This window comes from Mesorhizobium sp. P2_B5 (assembly GCF_056404775.1).
Genome location: NZ_JBFUDJ010000001.1, coordinates 217,364 through 237,856, shown reverse-complemented (window position 1 = coordinate 237,856; position 20,493 = coordinate 217,364). Strand labels below are relative to the sequence as shown.

At 62.6% G+C, this 20,493-nt stretch carries 17 protein-coding genes; 14 read left to right on the top strand and 3 right to left on the bottom strand.

Annotation, left to right across the window (positions count from 1 at the left end; genetic code table 11):
- Window positions 1-63 precede the first annotated feature (63 nt).
- Together AC1D1N_RS01240 and AC1D1N_RS01235 are read left to right on the top strand one after the other, a co-directional pair.
- Window positions 64-1,152, top strand: a complete 1,089-nt coding sequence (locus tag AC1D1N_RS01240; protein ID WP_477346206.1) for a citrate synthase/methylcitrate synthase — start codon at window positions 64-66, stop codon at window positions 1,150-1,152.
- Window positions 1,153-1,369: 217 nt separating this feature from the next.
- Window positions 1,370-2,500 (top strand): patatin-like phospholipase family protein, encoded by a 1,131-nt coding sequence (locus AC1D1N_RS01235; protein ID WP_477346205.1) that lies wholly within the window; start codon window positions 1,370-1,372, stop codon window positions 2,498-2,500.
- Here AC1D1N_RS01235 and AC1D1N_RS01230 read toward each other — a convergent pair.
- The gene (locus AC1D1N_RS01230; protein ID WP_436261771.1) at window positions 2,491-3,087 is read right to left on the bottom strand and encodes a TetR/AcrR family transcriptional regulator; all 597 of its coding nucleotides are present in this window, start codon (window positions 3,085-3,087) and stop codon (window positions 2,491-2,493) included. The genes AC1D1N_RS01235 and AC1D1N_RS01230 overlap by 10 nt on opposite strands.
- Before the next feature lie 119 nt (window positions 3,088-3,206).
- On the opposite strand from AC1D1N_RS01230, the gene AC1D1N_RS01225 reads away from it, so the two are divergent.
- The 8 genes from AC1D1N_RS01225 to AC1D1N_RS01190 all read left to right on the top strand — a co-directional run bounded on the left by AC1D1N_RS01225 (window position 3,207) and on the right by AC1D1N_RS01190 (window position 12,592).
- Window positions 3,207-3,668, top strand: a complete 462-nt coding sequence (locus AC1D1N_RS01225) for a (2Fe-2S)-binding protein (protein ID WP_112559621.1) — start codon at window positions 3,207-3,209, stop codon at window positions 3,666-3,668.
- Window positions 3,669-3,670: 2 nt separating this feature from the next.
- Window positions 3,671-5,944, top strand: a complete 2,274-nt coding sequence (locus AC1D1N_RS01220) for a xanthine dehydrogenase family protein molybdopterin-binding subunit (protein ID WP_477346204.1) — start codon at window positions 3,671-3,673, stop codon at window positions 5,942-5,944.
- On the top strand, window positions 5,941-6,540 hold the full coding sequence (locus AC1D1N_RS01215) for a hypothetical protein (protein WP_436261769.1): 600 nt from the start codon (window positions 5,941-5,943) through the stop codon (window positions 6,538-6,540). The genes AC1D1N_RS01220 and AC1D1N_RS01215 overlap by 4 nt, the downstream gene beginning before the upstream one ends.
- Window positions 6,541-6,741: 201 nt before the next feature.
- Window positions 6,742-7,926: an efflux RND transporter periplasmic adaptor subunit gene (locus tag AC1D1N_RS01210; RefSeq protein WP_436262082.1), complete on the top strand. Its 1,185-nt coding sequence runs from the start codon at window positions 6,742-6,744 to the stop codon at window positions 7,924-7,926.
- A 75-nt stretch (window positions 7,927-8,001) separates the two neighbouring features.
- Entirely contained in the window at window positions 8,002-11,172 is a 3,171-nt protein-coding gene (locus tag AC1D1N_RS01205) for an efflux RND transporter permease subunit (RefSeq protein ID WP_477346203.1), read from the top strand.
- Between the two features lie 97 nt (window positions 11,173-11,269).
- Window positions 11,270-11,428: a DUF3309 family protein gene (locus AC1D1N_RS01200; RefSeq protein WP_112559617.1), complete on the top strand. Its 159-nt coding sequence runs from the start codon at window positions 11,270-11,272 to the stop codon at window positions 11,426-11,428.
- A 151-nt stretch (window positions 11,429-11,579) separates the two neighbouring features.
- Window positions 11,580-12,002: a DOPA 4,5-dioxygenase family protein gene (locus AC1D1N_RS01195; RefSeq protein ID WP_352589946.1), complete on the top strand. Its 423-nt coding sequence runs from the start codon at window positions 11,580-11,582 to the stop codon at window positions 12,000-12,002.
- A gap of 248 nt (window positions 12,003-12,250) precedes the next feature.
- Complete coding sequence (locus AC1D1N_RS01190; protein WP_112559615.1) at window positions 12,251-12,592, top strand: hypothetical protein; 342 nt, start codon at window positions 12,251-12,253, stop codon at window positions 12,590-12,592.
- A 76-nt stretch (window positions 12,593-12,668) separates the two neighbouring features.
- On the opposite strand, the gene AC1D1N_RS01185 is transcribed toward AC1D1N_RS01190, so the two are convergent.
- A complete protein-coding gene (locus tag AC1D1N_RS01185; RefSeq protein ID WP_436261767.1) occupies window positions 12,669-13,541 on the bottom strand; it encodes a hypothetical protein in 873 nt (290 codons plus the stop codon).
- A gap of 314 nt (window positions 13,542-13,855) precedes the next feature.
- The gene (locus AC1D1N_RS01180; protein WP_477347339.1) at window positions 13,856-14,923 is read right to left on the bottom strand and encodes a cyclic nucleotide-gated potassium channel; all 1,068 of its coding nucleotides are present in this window, start codon (window positions 14,921-14,923) and stop codon (window positions 13,856-13,858) included.
- Window positions 14,924-15,102: 179 nt separating this feature from the next.
- Here AC1D1N_RS01180 and AC1D1N_RS01175 point away from each other — a divergent pair, with 179 nt between their 5' ends.
- From AC1D1N_RS01175 to AC1D1N_RS01160, 4 genes are all read left to right on the top strand, one after another.
- Window positions 15,103-15,984 carry a metal-dependent phosphohydrolase gene (locus AC1D1N_RS01175; protein WP_436261765.1) on the top strand — a complete coding sequence of 294 codons (882 nt, stop codon included), beginning with the start codon at window positions 15,103-15,105 and terminating at the stop codon, window positions 15,982-15,984.
- Window positions 15,985-16,525: 541 nt separating this feature from the next.
- Window positions 16,526-17,452, top strand: coding sequence for an ArsR/SmtB family transcription factor (locus tag AC1D1N_RS01170; RefSeq protein WP_477346202.1), 927 nt, complete (start codon window positions 16,526-16,528; stop codon window positions 17,450-17,452).
- Between the two features lie 104 nt (window positions 17,453-17,556).
- A complete protein-coding gene (gene arfA / locus AC1D1N_RS01165; protein WP_436261764.1) occupies window positions 17,557-19,062 on the top strand; it encodes an arabinosylfuranosidase ArfA in 1,506 nt (501 codons plus the stop codon).
- Between the two features lie 114 nt (window positions 19,063-19,176).
- The gene (locus AC1D1N_RS01160) at window positions 19,177-20,451 is read left to right on the top strand and encodes an extracellular solute-binding protein (RefSeq protein ID WP_477346201.1); all 1,275 of its coding nucleotides are present in this window, start codon (window positions 19,177-19,179) and stop codon (window positions 20,449-20,451) included.
- The last annotated feature ends 42 nt before the right edge of the window (window positions 20,452-20,493 follow it).

Here is a 20,493-nt window from a genome sequence, read left to right as displayed (position 1 = left end):
AAGATTGATGAGCGCGTGGTCAACCTTTATATCTCGCCGAGCAAAGCTGCAAGGAGATGAGACATGGCAAACGGGCTCGATGATGTGGTGGCGGCGGAGACGGTGCTCTCCGATGTCGATGGCATCGGCGGCCATCTGACGATAAGGGGCCATGCCTTGCCGGAATTGGCCGGCCGCTGGCGCTACGCGCAGGTGGTTCGCCTGCTGCTAGACGGTTTCTTCGACGATCTGCCCAGCGATGCGGAACTGGCGGCAAGACTGGGCGAAGCTCGCGTCGAGGTGTTCGAGCGGCTCAAACCTTCGCTGCCGCTTCTGTCGCCGCTTGACGTCTACAGCGCCATGCGCGCCGGCATGGCGCTGCTGCCGGACGGCGAGACGCTAGCGGACGCGTTGCGGCTGATCGCGGCGCCCACGGTGCTGACGCCGGCCCTGCTGCGCTTCAAGCGCGGCGAGCAGCCGATCGCACCGGACGCCAAGGCCGATCATGCAGCCGACATGTTGCGAATGCTCAAGGGGGCGGTCCCGTCGCCGGCTTTGACAAAGGCGCTCGACACCTATCTGGTGACCGTCTGCGACCACGGCCTCAATGCCTCGACTTTTGCTACCCGCGTCGTCGCTTCGACGCAGGCCGGGCTGACATCTTCTGTTTTGGCCGGGCTAGGCGCGCTCAAGGGGCCGCTGCATGGCGGCGCCCCCGGCCCGGTGATCGAGATGCTCGATGCAATCCAGGCGCATGGCGATGCCGCCACCTGGCTGCGCGACGAAGTCCAGCATGGCGAGCGCATTATGGGCTTCGGCCATCGCATCTACCGCGTGCGCGATCCGCGCGCCGATGTGCTGAAAGCGGTGGTGCGGCGACTTGGCGGTGAAGGCGATACCGGCCGCCGGCTGGCCTTTGCCGAAAAGGTCGAGCAGACCGCGCTCGAGGTGCTTCGCATCGCCAAGCCGCAGCGCTCACTGCAGACCAATGTCGAGTTCTACACCGCGCTGGTGCTGGAGGCGGCGGGCTTTCCGCCAGCGGCGTTCAGCAATGTCTTTGCCGCCGGGCGCGTCGCAGGTTGGATCGCGCATGCGCGCGAACAGCAGACTACGGGCCGGCTGATCCGGCCGCAGTCGCGCTATGTCGGGCCGGGGCCGAAGCTTGTTGCCTGAGGCTCCAGGCCTATTTCGGAAGAACATGGCCTCTCCGCCTCACGGCGGAGAGGCTTTTCTTTTATGACCAAAATTTCATGTGATCACGCGACCGTGTTCGTGTTCTTGCCTCGGCCATCCCTTATATGCTGCACTGCAACATAAGTCCGCTGCAGTCGAACCCGCCCGATTCCCGGGCGGGATAAGGCAGCAGCGACCAAACCGATACAGGAACGCCATGACGAAGAACGGCAAGGCGGAGGAAACCAAGAAGATCAACATCGCGCTGCAGGGCGGCGGCTCGCACGGGGCTTTCTCCTGGGGCGTGCTCGACCGGCTGCTGGAGGATGGCAGGCTCGACATTGCAGCGGTGTCCGGCACCAGCGCCGGCGCCATGAATGCGGTGGCGCTGGCCGACGGGTTTGTGCGCGGCGGCGTCGACGGCGCGCGGCAGAAGCTCGACGATTTCTGGCGCGCGGTGGCGGCGAAGGGCCGGTTCAGCCCGGTGCAGCGCATGCCCTGGGACGTCGCCTGGGGCAACTGGTCGATCGAGAACACGCCCGGCTATTTCTTCTTCGACACCATGTCGCGGGTATTTTCGCCCTATGTCGCCAATCCGCTCGGCCTCAACCCGCTGCGCGACGTGGTCGAACAGGAGATTGATTTCGGTAATGTGCGCGCCTGCAAGTCGATGGAACTGTTCATCTCGGCGACCAATGTCGAGACCGGACAGTTGCGGGTCTTTTCCGACGGCGAGATCGATCTCGACACGGTGATGGCCTCGGCCTGCCTGCCGCAATTGTTCCGCGCCGTCGAGATCAAGGGCGTGCCCTATTGGGATGGCGGCTATGGCGGCAATCCGGCGCTTTATCCGTTCTTCAAGACGGCGGCGACCGAGGACGTGCTTCTGGTGCAGATCAATCCGGTGGTGCGCGAAGGGACGCCGAAGAGCGCCAACGAAATCCAGAATCGCATCGACGAGATCACCTTCAATGCCGGACTTTTGCGTGAATTCCGCTCGATCGCCTTCGTCAAGGAACTGATCGCCGCCGGCCGCCTGCCGCGTGGCGAATACCGCGACATCCGCATGCATCGCATCGATGCCGACGAGGCGTTCAAGGATCTGTCGGCGTCGTCGAAGGTCAATGCCGAATGGGCCTTCCTGACCTATCTGCGCGATCTTGGCCGCATAGCGGCGAGCGACTGGCTGGAAGAGAACTACGAGGCTGTCGGCAACCGCCCGACACTCGATCTTTCCGGCGAACTCGACGACGGCTTCAAGCCGGTGCGCGGGCCGGCGCCGGGTCGGCGGGTCAAGGAATTCCTCGCCGCGCGCAAGAAGCCCGAGGCAGAGCGCCGTCAGGCCTGAAGGGCGAGGTCGATCACCTTGACCAGCGCGGCCGCGGCCGTGCGCTGTTCGTCCGGGTCGCTGATGCGCGCCTTCATGCCTTCCAGCCCGTCAAGCAGCATGTCGGCGAGCAGCCGCGCCGACAGGCCCTTGGCCGCCAGGTCGGTGCCGTTGCGCCTGGCCTCGTTCTCGATCGCCATGCCGATATGCGCGCCAAGGCCGTCGCGCCAGCAGCCGACGAGATCGGCAAGGCTCGACTTCATGTCGAGCAGCTCGGCGCCGTGTGGCGAGGCAATGACGGTGCGCATCATCGAGATCAGCGCTTCGTCGATCGCTTGCGTCGCCCGCTCGGCGAAGGTGCCATCGCGGGCCAGCGCCATTTTTGCCGCCTCGACCGAGCGCGACAAAATCATCATCGCTATGGCGCGAAAAATGTCGGTCTTGTTCTTGAACAGCAGATAGAGCGCGGGCCGCGACATGTCGGCGGCACGCGCAATGTCGTCCATGGTGGTGCGCGAAAAACCATAGGCCAGGAACACCTTCAAGGCGCCGTCCAGGATGCGGACGCGCCTGGGGTCTGTGGTGGTGATGTCTTCGATCTGATTCACGGCTGCGACACTATCTGCGGAACCTCTATTGACAAAATTACGAAATTTGTCAACGTGTAAGGGCGAGATGGCAGTCGACCATTTCGCCCGGGCTATGGACGACAACGAAGGGTATCCCCATGCGCCTCACAGTCGACGGCCAGTCGTTCGACATCGATGCCGATCCCGAAATGCCGCTGCTGTGGGCACTGCGCGATCTCATCGGCAAGACCGGGCCGAAATTCGGCTGTGGCATCGCCGCCTGTGGCGCCTGCACGGTGCATGTCGACGGCCAGCCGGTGCGTTCCTGCTCACTGCCGGTCGGCCAGGCGACAGGCGCCATCACCACCATCGAGGGCATCGGCACGCCCGGCAAGCTGCATCCGGTGCAGCAGGCCTGGCTGGAGGAGCAGGTCGCGCAATGCGGCTATTGCCAGGCCGGCCAGATCATGAGCGCGGTGGCGTTGCTCGACGAAGTCGCCGATCCGACTGACGCCGACATCGACAATGCCATGGGTGGCAATCTCTGCCGCTGCGGCACCTATCCGAAGATCCGCGCCGCCATCAAGAAGGCGGCCGTCCTCAAGACGGCGAGGCTCTGATCATGGCCAGTGTCGGAAAGATCGCGCGGCGCAGCTTTCTCATCGGCGCGGCCGCCATCGCCGGTGGCGTCGCCGTCGGCTATTACTACTACCGCAAGCCCTATCCGAACCCGCTGCAGGGCGATCTCGCCGCTGGCGAGGCGACTTTCAATCCCTATGTGAAAATCGGCGCCGACAACACGATCACCATCGTCGCGCCGCGCGCCGAGATGGGACAAGGCATCTCGACCACACTTGCCGTCATGGTCGCCGAAGAGCTCGATGTCGGCCTCGACCAGGTCAAGGTCGAACACGGCCCGGCCTCCTACGCCTATTACAATGCGGCGATCCTGGAAGAGGGCGGCCCGTTCGCTTTCTTCGACGAGAGCATGACCGCGGAGGCGGTGCGTTCTGGTCTCGGCGTGGTCGGCAAATTCCTCGCTTTGCAAGGCACCGGCGGCTCGGCCTCGACGCGCGATGGTTTCAACAAGATGCGGCAGGCGGGCGCTGCCGCGCGGCAGATGCTGATCGCGGCGGCGGCGCAGAAGCTTGGCGTCGCTGCTGCCGATCTGGAAACGGCCAACGGTTCAATCCTGCACAAGGCCTCAGGCAAGTCGTTGACCTATGGCGAAGTGGCCGTCAGTGCTGCCGCGATGGCGCCACCGGCCGAAGTCCGGCTCAAGGACAAAGCCGATTGGAAACTGCTGGGCAAGCCGCAAAAGCGGATCGACATGCTTGCCAAGGTCACCGGCGCGCCGATCTTCGGCATCGACGTCAGCCTGCCGGACATGGTCTACGGCACGGTGAAGATGAGCCCGCGCTTTTGGTCGAAGCCGGTCAGCGCTGACCTCGCCAAGGCCGGAAAGATGCCCGGTGTGATCAAGATCGTGCCGCTCGAAACCAACTATGGCCACGGCTTCGGCATCATCGCCGAAAACACCTGGGCGGCGTTCAAGGCGGCGGAAGCGATCGACGCGCGATGGGCCAATGCCGAATATCCGCCGGACAGCGCAGCGATTGCCGGGGTGCTGAAGCAGGCGCTTGGCGCCGAGGGGTCGGCGATGCGCGACAATGGTGATGTCGCCAGGGCCTTTGCCGGCGCACCGCCCGAAAAAATCATCGAGGCCGACTATGCCGTGCCCTATCTGGCGCATGCAACGATGGAGCCGATGAATGCGACGGCACGGCTGAAGGACGGCGTGCTCGACATCTGGTGCGGCAACCAGGCGCCGACCCTGGTGCGCCAGCTCTGCGCCAACGTCCTCGGCATCGAGCAGGACAAGGTAACGGTCCACACCACTTTCATGGGTGGCGGCTTCGGCCGCCGAGTCGAGATGGACTATGCGCTGTGCGCGGCGCTGATGGCGAAAGCGGCCGAGGGACGGCCGGTCAAGGTGACGTGGACGCGCGAAGAGGACATGCGCCACGACGCCTATCGGCCGGCGGCTGTCGGCAAGTTCCGGGCGCGGCTCGGCGATGACGGCCTGCCGGTCGCCGTCGACATGACGATCGCTTCGCCATCGGTGATCGCCGGCACCTTGCGCCGGCTGTTCCCTTCGATATCTCCGATCGGGCCAGACAAGACCATCGTCGATGGCGCCTACGACCAGCCCTACACCATCCCGAATTACCGGGTGAGCGCCATTGCCGCCCCGGTCACCATCCCTGTCGGCTCATGGCGCTCGGTCGGCAGTTCGATCAACGGCTTCTTCCACGAAGGATTTCTGGACGAAATCGCGGTGGCCGGAAAGACCGACCCGGTCGCGTTGCGCAAGACATTGATGGCCGCCTATCCGGCGGCGGTGGCGGTGGTGGAGAAGGTCGCCGCGATGGCGAAGTGGGATGAGGCGCTGCCGCCCGGCAAGGCCAGGGGTATGGCCTTCTCGCTGTCCTTCGGCAGTTGGGTCGGCGAGATCGTCCAAGTCGCCGACACGCCCGCCGGCATCCGCATCGAGAAGATGTGGATCGCCGCCGATGTCGGTACCGCGCTCGACCCAGGCATCATCGAGGCACAGCTTATCTCGGCCGCCATTTACGGGCTGTCGGCGGCCATGGGTCAGGAAATCACCTTCGCCGACGGCATGGTCGAACAGTCGAATTTTCACGACTTCGATGCCATGCGCATTTTTCAGTGCCCGGCCTTCGAAGTCGCGATATTGGAGAATTTCCACAAGATGGGCGGCGTCGGCGAGATCGGCACACCGCCGGCGGCGCCGGCACTGGCCAACGCCATTTTCGCGCTTACCGGCAAACGCATCCGGACGCTGCCGCTGTCGAAGGCGGTGGCCTTCGCATGAAAAAGCTCCTCATCATCCTGACGTCTGTTGCCACCCTGTTGTCAGCGGCGCTCTTTGCAACCGCACAAGAAAGCCAGACACCGGCGCCGATTGCGGTCGACACCGCCAAAGGCTTGCCCGAATGGGACAAGATCTACGCGGTGTTCTCGCATCCGCGCTGCGCCGACTGTCATGTCGCCGACGACCGGCCGCGCTGGTCCGGCGCTCATTATGGCGGCACGCGCGTTCATGCCTTCAACGTCCAGCGTGGCGCCGACGGCTCCGGCTCCGGCAATCCGGGCCTGCGCTGCACCACATGTCATTTCGCCAGCAATTCCAGTGCATTGCACGGACCGCCCGGTGCCGAGAACTGGCATCTGGCGCCCGCCGAGATGGTCTGGTTTGGCAAATCCTCGGCGGAAATCTGCGCCGAGATCAAGGATCGCAACCGCAATGGCGACCGCAGCCTGGAGGATGTTGCGCTGCATGTGCGCGACGACAAACTGGTCGCCTGGGGCTGGGCGCCAGGTGCCGGTCGTGAGCCGGCGCCCGGCTCGGCCGAAGCGACCTATCAAGCAATCGAGAACTGGATGGCGGCAGGCGCGCCGTGTCCCTGACGCAATGATCGCGCAACTTTTGTGACTATATTGCGCTGCAACTTTGATGTAGAAGCGCGGGTCGCCGTTCACGGCAAATTGAACACGGCCCAGTGCGCACCCATATCGGCGACGCGCCCGAGTTGAAAGACGCGGAAGCTCCTACAAGACGGCCCTCTGTTAGAAAACGATTTGGCCGAACCCCGCAGTGGAAAAACAATGATGCCGAAAATCAGGTTTCACAAGCTTGCCGCTATTGTTGTGCTCATCGGTTTCGCCGCCTGGATGGGCACAGGCGCGTTCTCGTCCGTCGGTAGCGCCGCCGTCGAAGGCGCGGCCAAGAGAGGCGATCAGGCGAAGCCAGGCGATCAGGCCAAGGCGCCGGATGCAGCCAAGGCCAAGGCCGCAGAGGCCGAGCCCAAGGCGCCGCTGCGCACCGTCGCGGTGGTTACGCCGCCGCGCAAGACCTATTCCCGCGCCATCCGCATTTCCGGACTGACCGAGGCTGACAAGCGGGCGGTGCTGGGGACGCGCGTTGCCGGTGTCATCGACAAGTTGCCAGTCAAGCAGGGCCAGCACGTCAAGACCGGCGATCTGGTGCTGATGCTGGCGGCGGAAGAAAAGATCTCGATGGTCGACAACGCCAAGCAATTGGTTGTGCAGCGCCAGGCCGAGTTGGACGCAGCTCTGAGACTGATGAAGTCAGGCAATTTGCCGAAGCTGCAGCTCGACACCGCGCGCTCGAACCTGACCTCCGCGCAGTCGCTGCTGGAAACGGCACAGGCCCTACTCGAGCGCAATGAGGTGAGGGCGCCTTTCGACGGCGTTATCGACCGGGTGCCGGTGGAACTTGGCAGCTCCATCATGGAGGGCGGCGAGGTGGCGACCATCCTCAAGCTCGATCCGGTGATTGCGCGCGGCGAAATCAGCGAACGCGACCTTGGCTACCTCAAGCTCGGCGACAAGGCCACTGTCCGGCTGGTCAGTGGCCAGACCGTTGAAGGCACCGTGCGCTACATCAGCCGCGACGCTTCGTCGGCAACCCGCACCTTCCGCATCGAGATTGCCGTTCCCAATGCCGACGGCGCGGTGCCGGCCGGCATGACGGCCGAGATTTCGCTCAGTGCGCAGCCGACCGACGCCGTCATGCTACCGCGCTCGGTAGTGACGCTCGGCGACAAGGGGGACCTCGGCATCCGCGCCGTCGACAAGGACAACAAGGTGGTGTTCTTCCCGATCGACCTGGTCGACGATTCACCTGGAGGCCTCGTGCTTGGCGGCATTCCCGCCGATGCCCGCGTCATCGTCGCCGGCCAGGAGCTGGTCAAAGAAGGCGACGTCGTCAAGCCGGTCGAGGCCGACCAGGCGACCATCCAGAAACTGTTGGGCGAAGCGACAACGCAGTAGTGCCGGGATTTCCCCCCGGGAGGGGACAACCGGCTGCAAACGCGGCTCCTGAAATCTTGAGAACAGGCGTTAGCCATGGATATCGTCAAACTCGCGATCAACAATGCCCGGCTGACCATTTCGGTCCTGGTGTTCCTGCTGCTGGCGGGCTGGGTTGCCTATGAGTCGACGCCGAAGGAAGCGGAACCCGACGTTCCGATTCCGATGATGTATGTCAGCCTGGTCTATCAGGGCATTTCGCCGGAGGATTCCGAGCGCCTTCTGCTGCGGCCGATGGAAAGCAAGCTGAAGAGCCTGAAGGGCCTCAAGGAAATGCGCTCGGCCGCCTTCCAGGGCGGCGGCTATGTGCTGGTCGAGTTCCAGCCGCAGACCAATCTGGCGACCGCGCTGCAGGACACGCGCTCCAAGGTGCAAGACGGCAAGGCCGACCTGCCGCAGGCCGCCGAAGAGCCTGTCGTCACCGAGGTCAACATTTCCGAATTCCCGGTGCTGGTGGTGACGTTGTCGGGCGAATTGCCCGAGCGCGTGCTGACGGCCGCCGCGCGCGAATTGCGCGACCGCATCGAGGAAGTGCCGGGCGTTCTCGAAGGCTCTCTGCAAGGTTCGCGCGACGACCTCGTCGAAGTCGTCATCGATCCGATGAAGCTGTCGTCCTATGGCCTGCAGCTCGACCAGCTGATCGGCGCGGTCGGCGCCTCCAACAGCCTGGTCGCGGCCGGCAACATCGAAGGCTCGGAAGGCAAATACGCGGTCAAGGTGCCGTCGCTGATCGAGACGCCCGAGGATGTCGCGTCGCTGCCGGTGGTCGCCGGACCCAATGCCGTTGTCCAGGCCAAGGACATCGCCACGGTGCGTTCGACCTTCGCCGATGCCGAGACGATCACCCGCCTCAACGGCAAGCCGGCCATCGCCATCGAAGTCAAGAAGCGCATCGGCGCCAATCTGATCGACACGCTGGCCAAGGTGCGGGAAGTGTCCGACGCCTACGTCAAGACCATGCCGGAAGGCATGAATATCACCTACACGCAGGACAAGTCGGTCTTCGTCAACCAGCTGCTGGGCGACCTGCAGAACCATGTGATGATCGCCGTCATCCTGGTGTTCATCGTCATCCTCTATGCGTTGTCGGGCCGCGCCTCGCTGCTGATCGGCCTTGCCATTCCGTCATCCTTCCTGATCGGCATCCTGCTGCTTGCGATGATGGGCTACACGATCAACATGATCGTGCTGTTCAGCCTCATCCTGGCGGTCGGCATGCTGGTCGACGACGCCATCATCGTCACCGAATTCGCCGAACGGCGCATGGGCGAAGGCATGCCGAAGGCCGAAGCCTTCGCGCTCGCCGCCAAGCGCATGGCCGGTCCGGTCATCGCCGCGACGATGACGCGCATCGCGGCGTTTTCGCCGCTGCTGTTCTGGCCCGGCATCATCGGCGACTTCATGAAATACATGCCGATCACGCTGATCGTGACGCTGTCGGCCTCGATGCTCTACGCGCTGGTGTTCGCGCCGACGCTTGGTGCGATCTTCGCCAAGGCGCCGGAGCATCACGAGGGCGACAATCGCGACGGCTGGTACATGGCGCTGGTCAAGCAGGCGGTGCGCTTCCCCATCACCGTGCTGGTGCTCACCGCCGTGCTTTTGACCGGCGTCGGCTTCGCCTATTCGAAATATGGCGCCGGCGTCGAGTTCTTCCCCAGCGTCGAGCCCGATTACGGCCTGCTCTATGTGCATGCCCGCGGCAATCTTTCGTTGACCGAAATGGATACGGCAACCAAGATCGCCGAAAACCGGCTGCTCGGCTGGCCCGGCGTGAAATCGGTCTATACCCGTGTAGGCAAGACGCAGGGCGGCGGCCAGGACGTGCCCGAAGATGTCGTCGGCGTCATCCAGTATGAGTTCATCGACTGGCGCGAGCGGAAATCGGCGAACCACATCCTGGACGAGTTGCGCGCCGTCATGGCCGGCATTCCCGGCGTCGATGTCGAGGTGCGCGTGCCGGAGGCAGGTCCGCCCACCGGCAAGGCGATCCAGCTCCGGCTTTCGGCCATCGATCCCAAGGGGCTCGACGACCAGGCCCGCGCCGTTGCGGCGCGCATCGCCAAGGTGCCCGGCGTCATCGATATTTCCGACGGTCTGCCGCCGCCCGGCGTCGACTGGGCGCTCGAGGTCGACCGCGCCAAGGCGGCGCAGTATGGCATCAGCCCGACCTCGGTCGGCACCGTGGTGCAGTTGGTGACCAACGGCTTGAAGCTGTCGGAATACCGGCCGGCCGGCGCCGACGATGCAGTCGACATCCGGCTGCGCCTGCCGGAGGACCGGCGCACGCTGTCGACGCTCGACGAGCTCAGGGTGCAGACCTCGCAAGGCTCGGTGCCGATCTCGAACTTCGTCGTGCGCAAGCCGGAGCCGACGGTCGGCATCCTCAACCGCATCGACGGCGCCCGCACCGTGGTGGTGCAGGCCAACGTCGCCGCCGGCACGCAGGTTGCGGCGGTGCAGGCGGAGGTGGCCAAGGCGGTCACCGACATGAAGCTCGACAGCGGCATACGCTGGAAGCTCGCCGGCTCGAACGAGGACAGCGCCGAAGCCAGCGCCTTCCTCGGCAAGGCCTTTGGCGCGGCGATCTTCCTGATCTTCCTGGTGCTCTTGATGCAGTTCAACAAGTTCACCAGCGTGCTTCTGGTGCTGTCCTGCGTGGTCATGGCGACGATCGGCGTGTTCCTGGGCCTGCTTCTGACAGGCGAGGCGTTCGGCATCGTCATGTCGGGCATCGGCGTCATCGCGCTGGCCGGCGTGGTGGTGAACAACAACATCGTTTTGATCGACACCTATGACCGGCTGCGTGAGGAAGGCTGGGACAAGATGGAGGCGGTGCTGCAGACGTGCCGCGAGCGCGCCCGCCCGGTCGTGCTGACGGCGGTGTCGGCCATTCTCGGCGTGCTGCCGATCGCCTTCGGCCTTGGGCTCGAAATCTTCCACCACGAGACGACGATCAACGCGCCGTCGACGCAATGGTGGATTTCGCTGTCCTCGGCGATCGTCTTCGGCCTGTCCTTCGCTACTTTGCTGACGCTGGTGGTGACGCCATCCATGCTGATGATCTTCACGCGCAGCAAGAACAGCCGCTTCTATGCGTTCTTCCGCAGGATATCCGGCCGCGACAAGAAACCCGATGCCCCCTCGAGTCCGAAACCGGGCCCGCTCGACGAGCCGGCAATCGCCTTCCCGAAAGCCGCCGAATAAGCCAGCTTCGGACAGTCGGACAAAAGGCCGTCCGGAACAACCGGGCGGCCTTTTGCATTGTCCCATCATATCCGCATTTCGCGGCGAGGGATTCTTAATGACCGTCAGCACCATCCTCATCATTGTTTTGATCCTGATCCTGATCGGCGCCGTGCCGACCTGGCCGCACTCGCGCTCCTGGGGTTATGGCCCCTCGGGCATCGCCGGCATCGTCCTAGTGGTGCTGCTGATCCTGGTGCTGATGGGCAGGATTTGATTGGAGGCAATCGCGGTAGCGGGTCTCTATGCAGCTAAGCCGGAGGCAGCATGGTTCGCTGCAGACGACAAGCACGCGCTACGCCCCCTTGGCCGGGTAGCTCCCTTGCGTATACGCTGTCCGCGGGACAATCATCGAGGGAGCCATCGAGGTGAACGCAGACGCCGCCAGCCCGCCAAGGCCTCTCGCCGAGATCGCCAGCTATCACGCCCATATCTACTATGACGGGCCGGCCGAGCGGCAGCATGCTGAATGGCTGCGCCTGCGCATCGGCGAACGTTTCCGCGTGCGGCTGGGAAATTGGCGCGACGAGCCGGTCGGCCCGCACGAGCAGGCCATGTACCAGGTCTCCTTCGCCACCGAGATTTTCGCTACGCTGGTTCCATGGCTGATGCTGAACCACGGTGGTCTCAGCATCCTCATCCACCCCAACACCACCAACCCCAAGCGCGACCATTTGGTCGACCCGATCTGGATCGGCCGACCGCTGGGGGTGCATGGCGAGGTGCTGGGCGAGGAGGATGAGGCGGAAGAGGCGCTGGAGGTGAATACCGAGCCGACGCTGGGGGCTTAGGGATAGGCAGCATTCGGCGTGGAACGGCTCGGCCTCGGACGGCATTCGCCGAGGGGCTGACGGCCTTGGCTGCGACGGCACCGGTTCCGCGCTGAACCGCGACTGATAAGCCATAGGTCCCAACAGATTCCAGAGGGTGGAAAAATTTCGATCCATCACTCACTTGAATGAACCATTTGTCGCCTACACCCCATACATTGAGAGAACCGGGTCGATAAACGTGTTGTAGGAAGCCAGGGGGCTGCGCGGTGAATCTGAGCGAAGACGAAGCGCGGCTTGCTGAACGCTATCGCCTTCTTTGCAGCCAGAACCATGCGTCTTCAGGTTATAACCTGGTCGCCCTGATCGCCCTGCTTGCAGGCGGCGTGTTTATCGTCACCGCGCTATTCTTTGGTGGCGGAGAGGAAGGCGACCCTCTCTTCATACTCGGTGTCGGCTTATGCTGTCTTATCGGTGGCGGCGGCCTTTGGTTCCATAGGCGCCAGGCCGAAAAGCGCCGCTGGAAGGAAATCAAGTCGATCATTCACAGGTTTCGCAGTCGCGGGCTTGGCGTCCAGTTGAACGGCCAAGTGCATCGCCTGTTCGGATAGCAATGCAGCAGCGCGTTACAGAGGATCTGGGCCACGCAACGCTGCGGTATCTTAAGGCTGAATGAGCACGGCCGTTCTACTGCGCCGTGTTGTGTGCCTTGAACGCCGCGCGAAGGCTTAGCGCCTCCGGGCTGGTACTGCCCAGCTTGGTGTCCCCGTTCTGTGATCCCCACGCATAGGCAAAATCAAACACGGGATTGGGTGAGTAAACGGCCCAGCGCGCGAATATCTGGTTCGCCTGGTCTGGTGTCGGTAGTTCATAAACGTCCATGGACGCGCCGGTATAGGTCTTCCATTTGCCGCCGCCGAAGGCTTGGAACACAGGCACAATTCTGTCGATCGGGATGCCGGCAGCAACGGCCGCCTCGACCGTCCGGTCGATGAAATCCAAATCGAAAGCCTTGCCGCGTACGGGATATGGATCAAGACCGAAGAAATCGATTCCGGTGTTGGCCGGATTAAACGTGTTCATAAAACCGGGGGCTTCGAAAGACCCCATGTCCATAAGGGTGATAAACGTCACCGCTCCTGGGACATTGGCCTTTATCCACTCGGCTTCGGCCTTGAGCGCCGCCGGGCTAACTGCCGGAGGATGATATTTGCCGGTGATATCCGGCTCATCACAGAGGCGAAAACCAAACAGCCTCGGGTTGCCTATAAAGGGCTTTACCTTCGCGATAAAGCGCGGCGTCACTCCGCCGGATTCGTCCAGCCATATCAGTCCCTTCATTCCCGCAGGCAGGGCATTGAGCTGCTCGACATATTGTACGTCAGCGAGGTTGAAGCCTGCGGTCACGATTGCAGCTCCTGAGCCGCCAGAGGTGTAATGAAGGGTCTTGTCGTGCTCTTCAGCGGACAGGGTGGATTGGCCGTAAATCAATATGATGAGCAATGCCGATACGCACAGCTTGCTCATGCGTATGAGCGTTGGTGGCAGCGTTGTTGGCATGGCACGTGCCTATTTTCTGGTCCGCGCGGGTGGGGACGCCGAGGAATGCCTGCAGGTTGAGCTCAGCGGCAGGCCTAAATTATCCAGCAATTCGTCCCGCATCGTTCGCCTTATAGTCTGTGTGAACGAACCCGGCTTCATCTGTTCGGTCGATGGCTCAACTTCGAGCGACTCCTGCCCTTCCAAGACAAAGTTTGTGCTAGCCATCTGGCTTCGCCTCTCATGGGCGCAGGCGATGAATGGCACGACAAACAGATCGGCGCGCAGAGCAGGTCATGTACAAGATCACTTTCGCGACCGGGACTGCAGTACGGTCAAGCCGTCGGCGCTGCGCTGCGCCGCTCAAGCGCGGTCTTGCGGATGATTTCCGCGATCTCCGGGCTGCTGCTGCACAGCATCTGGAAATCCACCGCGTGCAGCGACAGGAGGGAGACCGCCGTTGCGGCGCTGACGGTCGCCATACGCGGTTCGCCGCTGATCAGCGCCATCTCGCCGAAGAAGGCGCCAGGGCCAAGCTCCACCGGGTTCGGCGTCGCGACGGTGACGCGACCCTCCACGACGAAGAACATTCGATCACCGGGCTCGCCAACGCGGCAGATCACGGCGCCTGCCGGCACCGTGCGAGGTCTTAACGCGGCCACGATCTCGACCAGCACGGCCGGGCCGAGCTTCTGAAACAACGGCACGCCGGCGACCAATTGCCAATTGCGGACGAATTCCCCGCGACGAACTTCCTGATAGAAGCCCGTGGCAAGAATGCCGGCCCAGAGCGCGAAGATGCCGATGCCGCTCATCATGACCGCCCCGGCTAGGACGCGGCCGGCGAAGCTCTGCGGAATTTCGTCGCCATAGCCGGTGGTGGACAGCGTGACCACCGCCCACCACATTGACTGGGGGATGCTGCCGAACTGTTCCGGTTGGATGTCGCGCTCGATGAGATAGCCCGCGAGCGCGACACCGAACAGGACGACGCCGAACAGCGTGGTGACACCGATCAGGTTGCGCGCTTCGTTGGCCAGCACCCTGCCCAGCACCGGGAAGAAGGTCGAGTCGCGCAGCGGTTTCAGCAGCCAGACAGCACAGTAGAGGCTCCAGTCGGGCGTGCGGATGAACAGAAATGCGGCGAGTGGAACCAGGACCGCGAGCACATCGATGGCGATTTCGGCCGCGCTGTCCCGTGCGTCTCCCGCCCGGCGCTTGAGCAGCGTTGCGGCCATCTGCAGAAGATAGGCGCCCCAAATGACAGCGAGCAGGGCAACCAGGGCCAGTCTGGTTCGTCCCGAAATGTTCGGTGACGTGAGCGCAGCCACCGCCAGGAGCCCGGGCGCAGCCAGCGCCGCGTTCAGCGGCGCGTAAATTCTCAGGAAAGGCAGTACCGACATTTTATGCCCACAAGCGGTGACTACCCTGCAGAATAGGATGGCTTCAAGGCAAGCGCAAAGATGCTTGCTTCGGCTGCGATGCGCATCACCAACGCTGTGATAAAATCCACGCCGGAACCGTGCTAGGATGCCTGCCGCACGCGACTTGGCGTGCTTCACATTGGCCAGGAACGATTGTCATGCTCAATCCGATTTCCATCATGGCCGACCGGCTCGGCGACCATCTGTCGGAACTCTATCTGCAGTATTTCTCGCATCGCAATTCGGAGTATGCGGCCTACATAGGCGGCGCGGCCCGCCTTGTCCTGGAGCGCATCGGCAATTCGAACGCCCTCTATCACAACATCGAGCACACGCTGATGGTTACGCTCGCCGGCCAGCAGATCATCCGCGGCCGGCTGCTTTCGGAATCCCTGACCCCCGACGACTGGCTGCACTACACCTGCGCGCTGCTGGTCCACGACATCGGCATGGTGCACGGCATATGCCCGGGCGACACCGACGACAGCTTCGTCATCAACGAGGCCGGCGAGCGCCATACGCCACCGCGCGGCGCCTCCGACGCGGTGCTTGCGCCCTATCATATCGAGCGCGCCAAGATCTATGCGCGCCAACGCTTTGGGTCCTCGAAGTTCGTCGACGAGGAGCGCATTGTCGCGGCGATCGAGATGACGCGCTTTCCGGTGCCGGACGATCCGGCCTACCAGGCCACCAACACCGAGCCGGCGCTGGTCAGGGCCGCGGATCTGATCGGCCAGCTCGCTGATCCCTTCTACCACCGCAAGCTGCCGGCGCTGTTTGCCGAGTTCTCCGAGACCGGGATGGTGGAAAAGCTCGGCTGCAAGACCGCCGCCGATCTCGGCGCCATCTTCAGCGATTTCTTCACGCTGAAGGTCGAGCCCTATATTGGCGACGCGATCCGCTATCTGGAGTTGACGACCGAAGGCAAGCAGTGGGTCGCCAACCTCCACAGCAACCTCTTCCAGTCCGGACACCGCCCTGCCAGGATCGGCCCGTTCCCCGGCGTGCTGCAGCCGGCGAGCCTTTCAGTGGTGACTTAAGCGCCGGGGGTTGTTTCCTTTCCGCCGGTTCCGGCTGGCAGAACGCCGGCGCCGAGGTGCCTTACCCCCAATTGGCACGACAAACAGCTCGGCCCGCGTGAGCAGGCCATGGGCCAGGTCCCCTTCGCGACCATTGCGGATTGTTATACTGGTTCCCAGAAGCAGACGTCATAATTCCTTCGAATTGTCCGAGAGCCTCGGGCAGGGGCGCTTGATAGACGTCAGACTCGTTTCTCCCACGTGATGATCTGTGTTGGTGCCGGGGTGTGGGCCGATGCAACGCCGGAAAGCGGCGTCACGATCACTCCCGAGTCAGAGATCTTCGACGGCTTGGGTTTCGATGAATTCCATATCCTGCGTCGCCCTCGCCGCGGCCAGCCCGTTCGTGATCTTCCGCAGTTGGTGGAGATGTCGAAGATCAGACCTGCTGTCGATGAAAAATCTCGATCGGGTGCTTCTACGCGGTTCAATTCAGAACTGTCACCGGCTTTATCTGTATCTGATCTGCTGATACATAACCCGTGTGACGAGTGCGGGCCATATGTCGAATGAAATCATGGTTGTCGATCCGCTTGAGCGGCTCGACTTGTTGAAGAGCCTTGCGAGCGAGGTCCGGGTCCGGATTCTCGATCTGCTGCACCGCAAGGGGCCGAAAAACGTCAATCAGGTGGCCGAAGAACTGGGTCTTCCGCAATCGACAATTTCCGCAAACATCCAGGTTCTTGTCGATGTCGGTTTGATCGAGACGAAATCACAGAAGGCGCGCAAGGGAAGCCAGAAGGTCTGCTATTCGACCTTCTCCGAGTTGGTTGTCATCTTTAAGGACCGCACCCCGGCGCAGGATCTCGGCGTCATAGAAGTGGCGATGCCGCTTGGACTCTACACAAGATGCGAAGTTTCCGCCCCCTGCGGCCTGTGTTCAAAGGACGGCGTCATCGGACTTCTCGATGTGCCCGACACCTTCCTCGATCCTGACCGTATGCGGGCTGGGCTGCTGTGGTTCACGCGCGGCTTCGTCGAATACCAGTTTCCCAACAATGCGACGCTTGCCAATGCCAAAGTCGGCGGGTTGGAGCTGGCGATGGAGCTTTCGTCCGAGGTGCCGGGCACCTCGAAGGATTGGCCATCGGACATCACGGTCGCGATTAACGGACACGAGATAGATACCTGGACGGCGCCGGCCGACTATGGCGACAAGCGCGGCAAGCATACGCCCGGCTGGTGGAAGCTAGCCGGATCGCAGTATGGCGACCTCGTACACTGGCGCGTCACGAATAACGGCACCTATCGCGGCGATGACAAGGTTTCCAAATGCTCGCTGGCTGATCTGGAACTCGAGCGGCACCGCTCGATCCGGATACGAATCGGCGTGAGGGAAGATGCGCGTCACCCAGGCGGCATAAACATCTTCGGCAGCGGCTTCGGCAATTACAGCAACGACATCGTTCTGCGCCTGCTCAAGGCTTGAGAGCATACTGGACCCTTGACGGGCGGATGAACTCCGCCCTTAACTGACCCGCGACCCGGATACAAACCGGAAAGTCGGATTGATAGTCCGCAGTGGGAGGAATCATGAAAGCCAGAGTCACGGCGAACGCGGCCTACGCCGTCGCGGATATCGACAAACGTCTTTACGGTTCGTTTCTCGAGCATCTTGGCCGGGCGGTCTATACGGGCATCTATGAGCCCGGACATCCGCAAGCGGACGCAGAGGGGATGCGCAAGGACGTGATCGAGTTGGTGCGTGCGCTCGACACTCCGATCTGCCGTTACCCGGGTGGCAACTTCGTGTCCGCCTACAATTGGGAAGACGGCATAGGCCCAAAGGAGAACCGCCCGCGGCGCCTCGATCTTGCGTGGCGCACCACGGAGCCGAACCTGGTTGGAATCCACGAATTCGCCGACTGGGCCGAAAAAGCCGGCACCGAGATGATGCTTGCGGTCAATCTCGGTTCCCGCGGCCTCGACGAGGCGCGGGCCTTCGTTGAATATGTCAACCACCCGGGCGGCAGCTACTGGTCCGACCTGAGGGCCAAGAATGGACGCACGCAGCCCTGGAACTGCCGCCTCTGGTGTCTCGGCAATGAAATGGATGGTCCCTGGCAGGTCGGCCACAAGTCGGCGAGCGAATACGGCCATCTCGCCAACGAGACCGCCAAGGCGCTGCGCGGCCTCGACCCGACAGTGGAACTGGTCGTCTGCGGCTCGTCGCATTCCAATATGCCGACCTATCCGCAGTGGGAAGCAACAGTGTTGGAGGCGACCTACGAGCAGGTCGATTACATCTCTCTCCACATGTATTTCGAGAATTACGAGAAGAATACGGCCGAATATTTGGCTCTTCCAGCCAAGCTCGACCGCTACATTGGCACGGTCGCGGGCATCATCGACTACGTGAAGGCCAAGACCCGCTCGAAGCGGGACGTGAAAATCTCCTTCGACGAGTGGAACGTCTGGTACCATCAGCGCAAGCTGGACGCCGAGCGTATGCGCGCCTGGGACTGGCCGGAAGCGCCCAGGCTTTTGGAAGACATCTACAATTTCGAGGACGTGCTGCAGGTCGGCTGCATCATCAACACCTTCATCCGACGGTCGGATATTGTTCGCATCGCCTGCATTGCGCAGCTGGTGAACGTTATCGCGCCGATCATGACCGATCCCGGCGGCGGCGCCTGGCGGCAGACGATCTACTGGCCTTTCATGCTGGCCTCCAAGCATGGCCGCGGCACCGCGCTGCAGCTCGCGGTCGAGGTGCCTACCTATGACGCGGCCGCGGCCGACAAGGTGCCATGGCTCGACATTGCAGGCGTGCATGATTCGAACGCCGGCACGCTGACCTTCTTCGCAATCAACCGGCATGGGTCCGAGACGATAGAGGCCGACGTCGCCCTCGAGCGGTTCGCCGCCAAGTCCATCGAGCATACGATCATTCGTCATGACGATCTCGAGGCCTGCAACACCAAGGACGCGCCGGACAACGTATCACCGGTCAAAGGCAACGGGGCAGCGCTCAGCAGCAAGGGAATGACGTTGAACTTGCCGCCGCACTCTTACTCGATGGTGCGTGTGACACTTTGAGTTAATATCCGACTATCAGATATATACCGTAAAATCCGTTGCAGGGGGGTTGGTTTGGTGTAGCATTGAAACGTTCAAGGCGGATCTAACCGCCGTACTCGGGAGGAAGCTGAGATGAACTTTCGCAGGATAATGGCCATAGCGGTGGTTGCGGCCGGAGGATTTTGGGCCGTCGCGGCCCAGGCCGAAGAAACCGTCATATGGTGGGATTTCCTCGGCGGCGGTGACGGTGTGCGCATGAAGCAGATGATCACCGACTTCAACACCGCCCACGCTGGCAAGATCAAGATCGACGCCACGACGCTGGAGTGGGGCACGCCCTTCTACGCGAAGGTGCAGACCTCGGCCGCGGTCGGAGAGGCGCCAGACGTCATGACCTATCATGCCAGCCGCATCCCCTTGGCGGTGAGCCAGGATATTCTCGAAGAAATCACCGCCGACGATATGAGCAAGATGGGCCTCTCGGCCTCGGACTTTGCCCAGACGACGATGGGCGCCGTGACGGTCGACGGCAAGCAGTACGCAGTGCCGCTCGATACCCATCCAATCGTCCTGTACTACAATCGCGCCCTCCTGAAGAAGGCAGGCGTGCTCGGCGACGACGGTCGTCCCGTGGGCATGGGCAACAAGGAGGAATTCACCGCGACACTGCAGAAGTTGAAGGACGCCGGCGTCGAGTTCCCGCTGGGCAGCGTCACCGCCGACGGCAACTTCATGTACCGCACCCTTTACTCGCTGGTGTGCCAGCAAGGTGGCGAGCTTCTGACGGGCAACGAGTTCCTCGCCGGCGACAACGCTGAAAAGCTGGCGAAAGCGTTAGCGGTTCTGCAAGGGTGGACGAAAGCTGGGCTGCAGTCGACCTATACGGACTATCCCGCAACCGTCGCCCTATTCACCTCGGGCAAGGCCGCAATGATGATCAACGGCGTCTGGGAAGTTCCTACGATGACCGACCTCGCCAAGCAAGGCAAGCTGTTCGACTGGGGCGCCGTCGAAATCCCGGTGATCTTCGACAAGCCATGCACCTATGCGGACAGCCACTCGTTCGCGATCCCGAAGAACAAGGGCAAGGAGATCACCCCTGAAAAGCGTGCCACCGTTCTCGAGGTGATCTCATGGATGGACAAGCACTCGCTTTTCTGGGCCACGGCAGGCCACATCCCGGCCTACAGGCCGGTCACCGAGACGGCGGAATACAAGGCAATGGAGCCCAATGCGACCTACTCGACGCTGACGGCCAACATGATCTTCGATCCGAAGTCGCCGAAGGCTGGTGTCGCCGGGCCGATCTTCGACATCATGTCCAATTATTTCGTGCCGACCCTCAATGGAGAGATGGACCCGGGCGAGGCGGTGAAATCCATCAAGGAAGAGCTGAACAGCATGTAGGACTCAAAGGCTGGGACCGCCCCGCCCAGGGCGGTCCCAGCC

What these genes read in the sequence shown, in the direction of transcription:
- AC1D1N_RS01240 (WP_477346206.1), top strand. Translation starts at nt 64, where the DNA reads ATGGCAAACGGGCTCGATGATGTGGTGGCGGCGGAGACGGTGCTCTCC.
- AC1D1N_RS01235 (WP_477346205.1), top strand. Translation starts at nt 1,370, where the DNA reads ATGACGAAGAACGGCAAGGCGGAGGAAACCAAGAAGATCAACATCGCG.
- AC1D1N_RS01225 (WP_112559621.1), top strand. Translation starts at nt 3,207, where the DNA reads ATGCGCCTCACAGTCGACGGCCAGTCGTTCGACATCGATGCCGATCCC.
- AC1D1N_RS01220 (WP_477346204.1), top strand. Translation starts at nt 3,671, where the DNA reads ATGGCCAGTGTCGGAAAGATCGCGCGGCGCAGCTTTCTCATCGGCGCG.
- AC1D1N_RS01215 (WP_436261769.1), top strand. Translation starts at nt 5,941, where the DNA reads ATGAAAAAGCTCCTCATCATCCTGACGTCTGTTGCCACCCTGTTGTCA.
- AC1D1N_RS01210 (WP_436262082.1), top strand. Translation starts at nt 6,742, where the DNA reads ATGCCGAAAATCAGGTTTCACAAGCTTGCCGCTATTGTTGTGCTCATC.
- AC1D1N_RS01205 (WP_477346203.1), top strand. Translation starts at nt 8,002, where the DNA reads ATGGATATCGTCAAACTCGCGATCAACAATGCCCGGCTGACCATTTCG.
- AC1D1N_RS01200 (WP_112559617.1), top strand. Translation starts at nt 11,270, where the DNA reads ATGACCGTCAGCACCATCCTCATCATTGTTTTGATCCTGATCCTGATC.
- AC1D1N_RS01185 (WP_436261767.1), bottom strand. Translation starts at nt 13,541, where the DNA reads ATGCCAACAACGCTGCCACCAACGCTCATACGCATGAGCAAGCTGTGC.
- AC1D1N_RS01180 (WP_477347339.1), bottom strand. Translation starts at nt 14,923, where the DNA reads ATGTCGGTACTGCCTTTCCTGAGAATTTACGCGCCGCTGAACGCGGCG.
- AC1D1N_RS01175 (WP_436261765.1), top strand. Translation starts at nt 15,103, where the DNA reads ATGCTCAATCCGATTTCCATCATGGCCGACCGGCTCGGCGACCATCTG.
- AC1D1N_RS01170 (WP_477346202.1), top strand. Translation starts at nt 16,526, where the DNA reads ATGTCGAATGAAATCATGGTTGTCGATCCGCTTGAGCGGCTCGACTTG.
- arfA (WP_436261764.1), top strand. Translation starts at nt 17,557, where the DNA reads ATGAAAGCCAGAGTCACGGCGAACGCGGCCTACGCCGTCGCGGATATC.
- AC1D1N_RS01160 (WP_477346201.1), top strand. Translation starts at nt 19,177, where the DNA reads ATGAACTTTCGCAGGATAATGGCCATAGCGGTGGTTGCGGCCGGAGGA.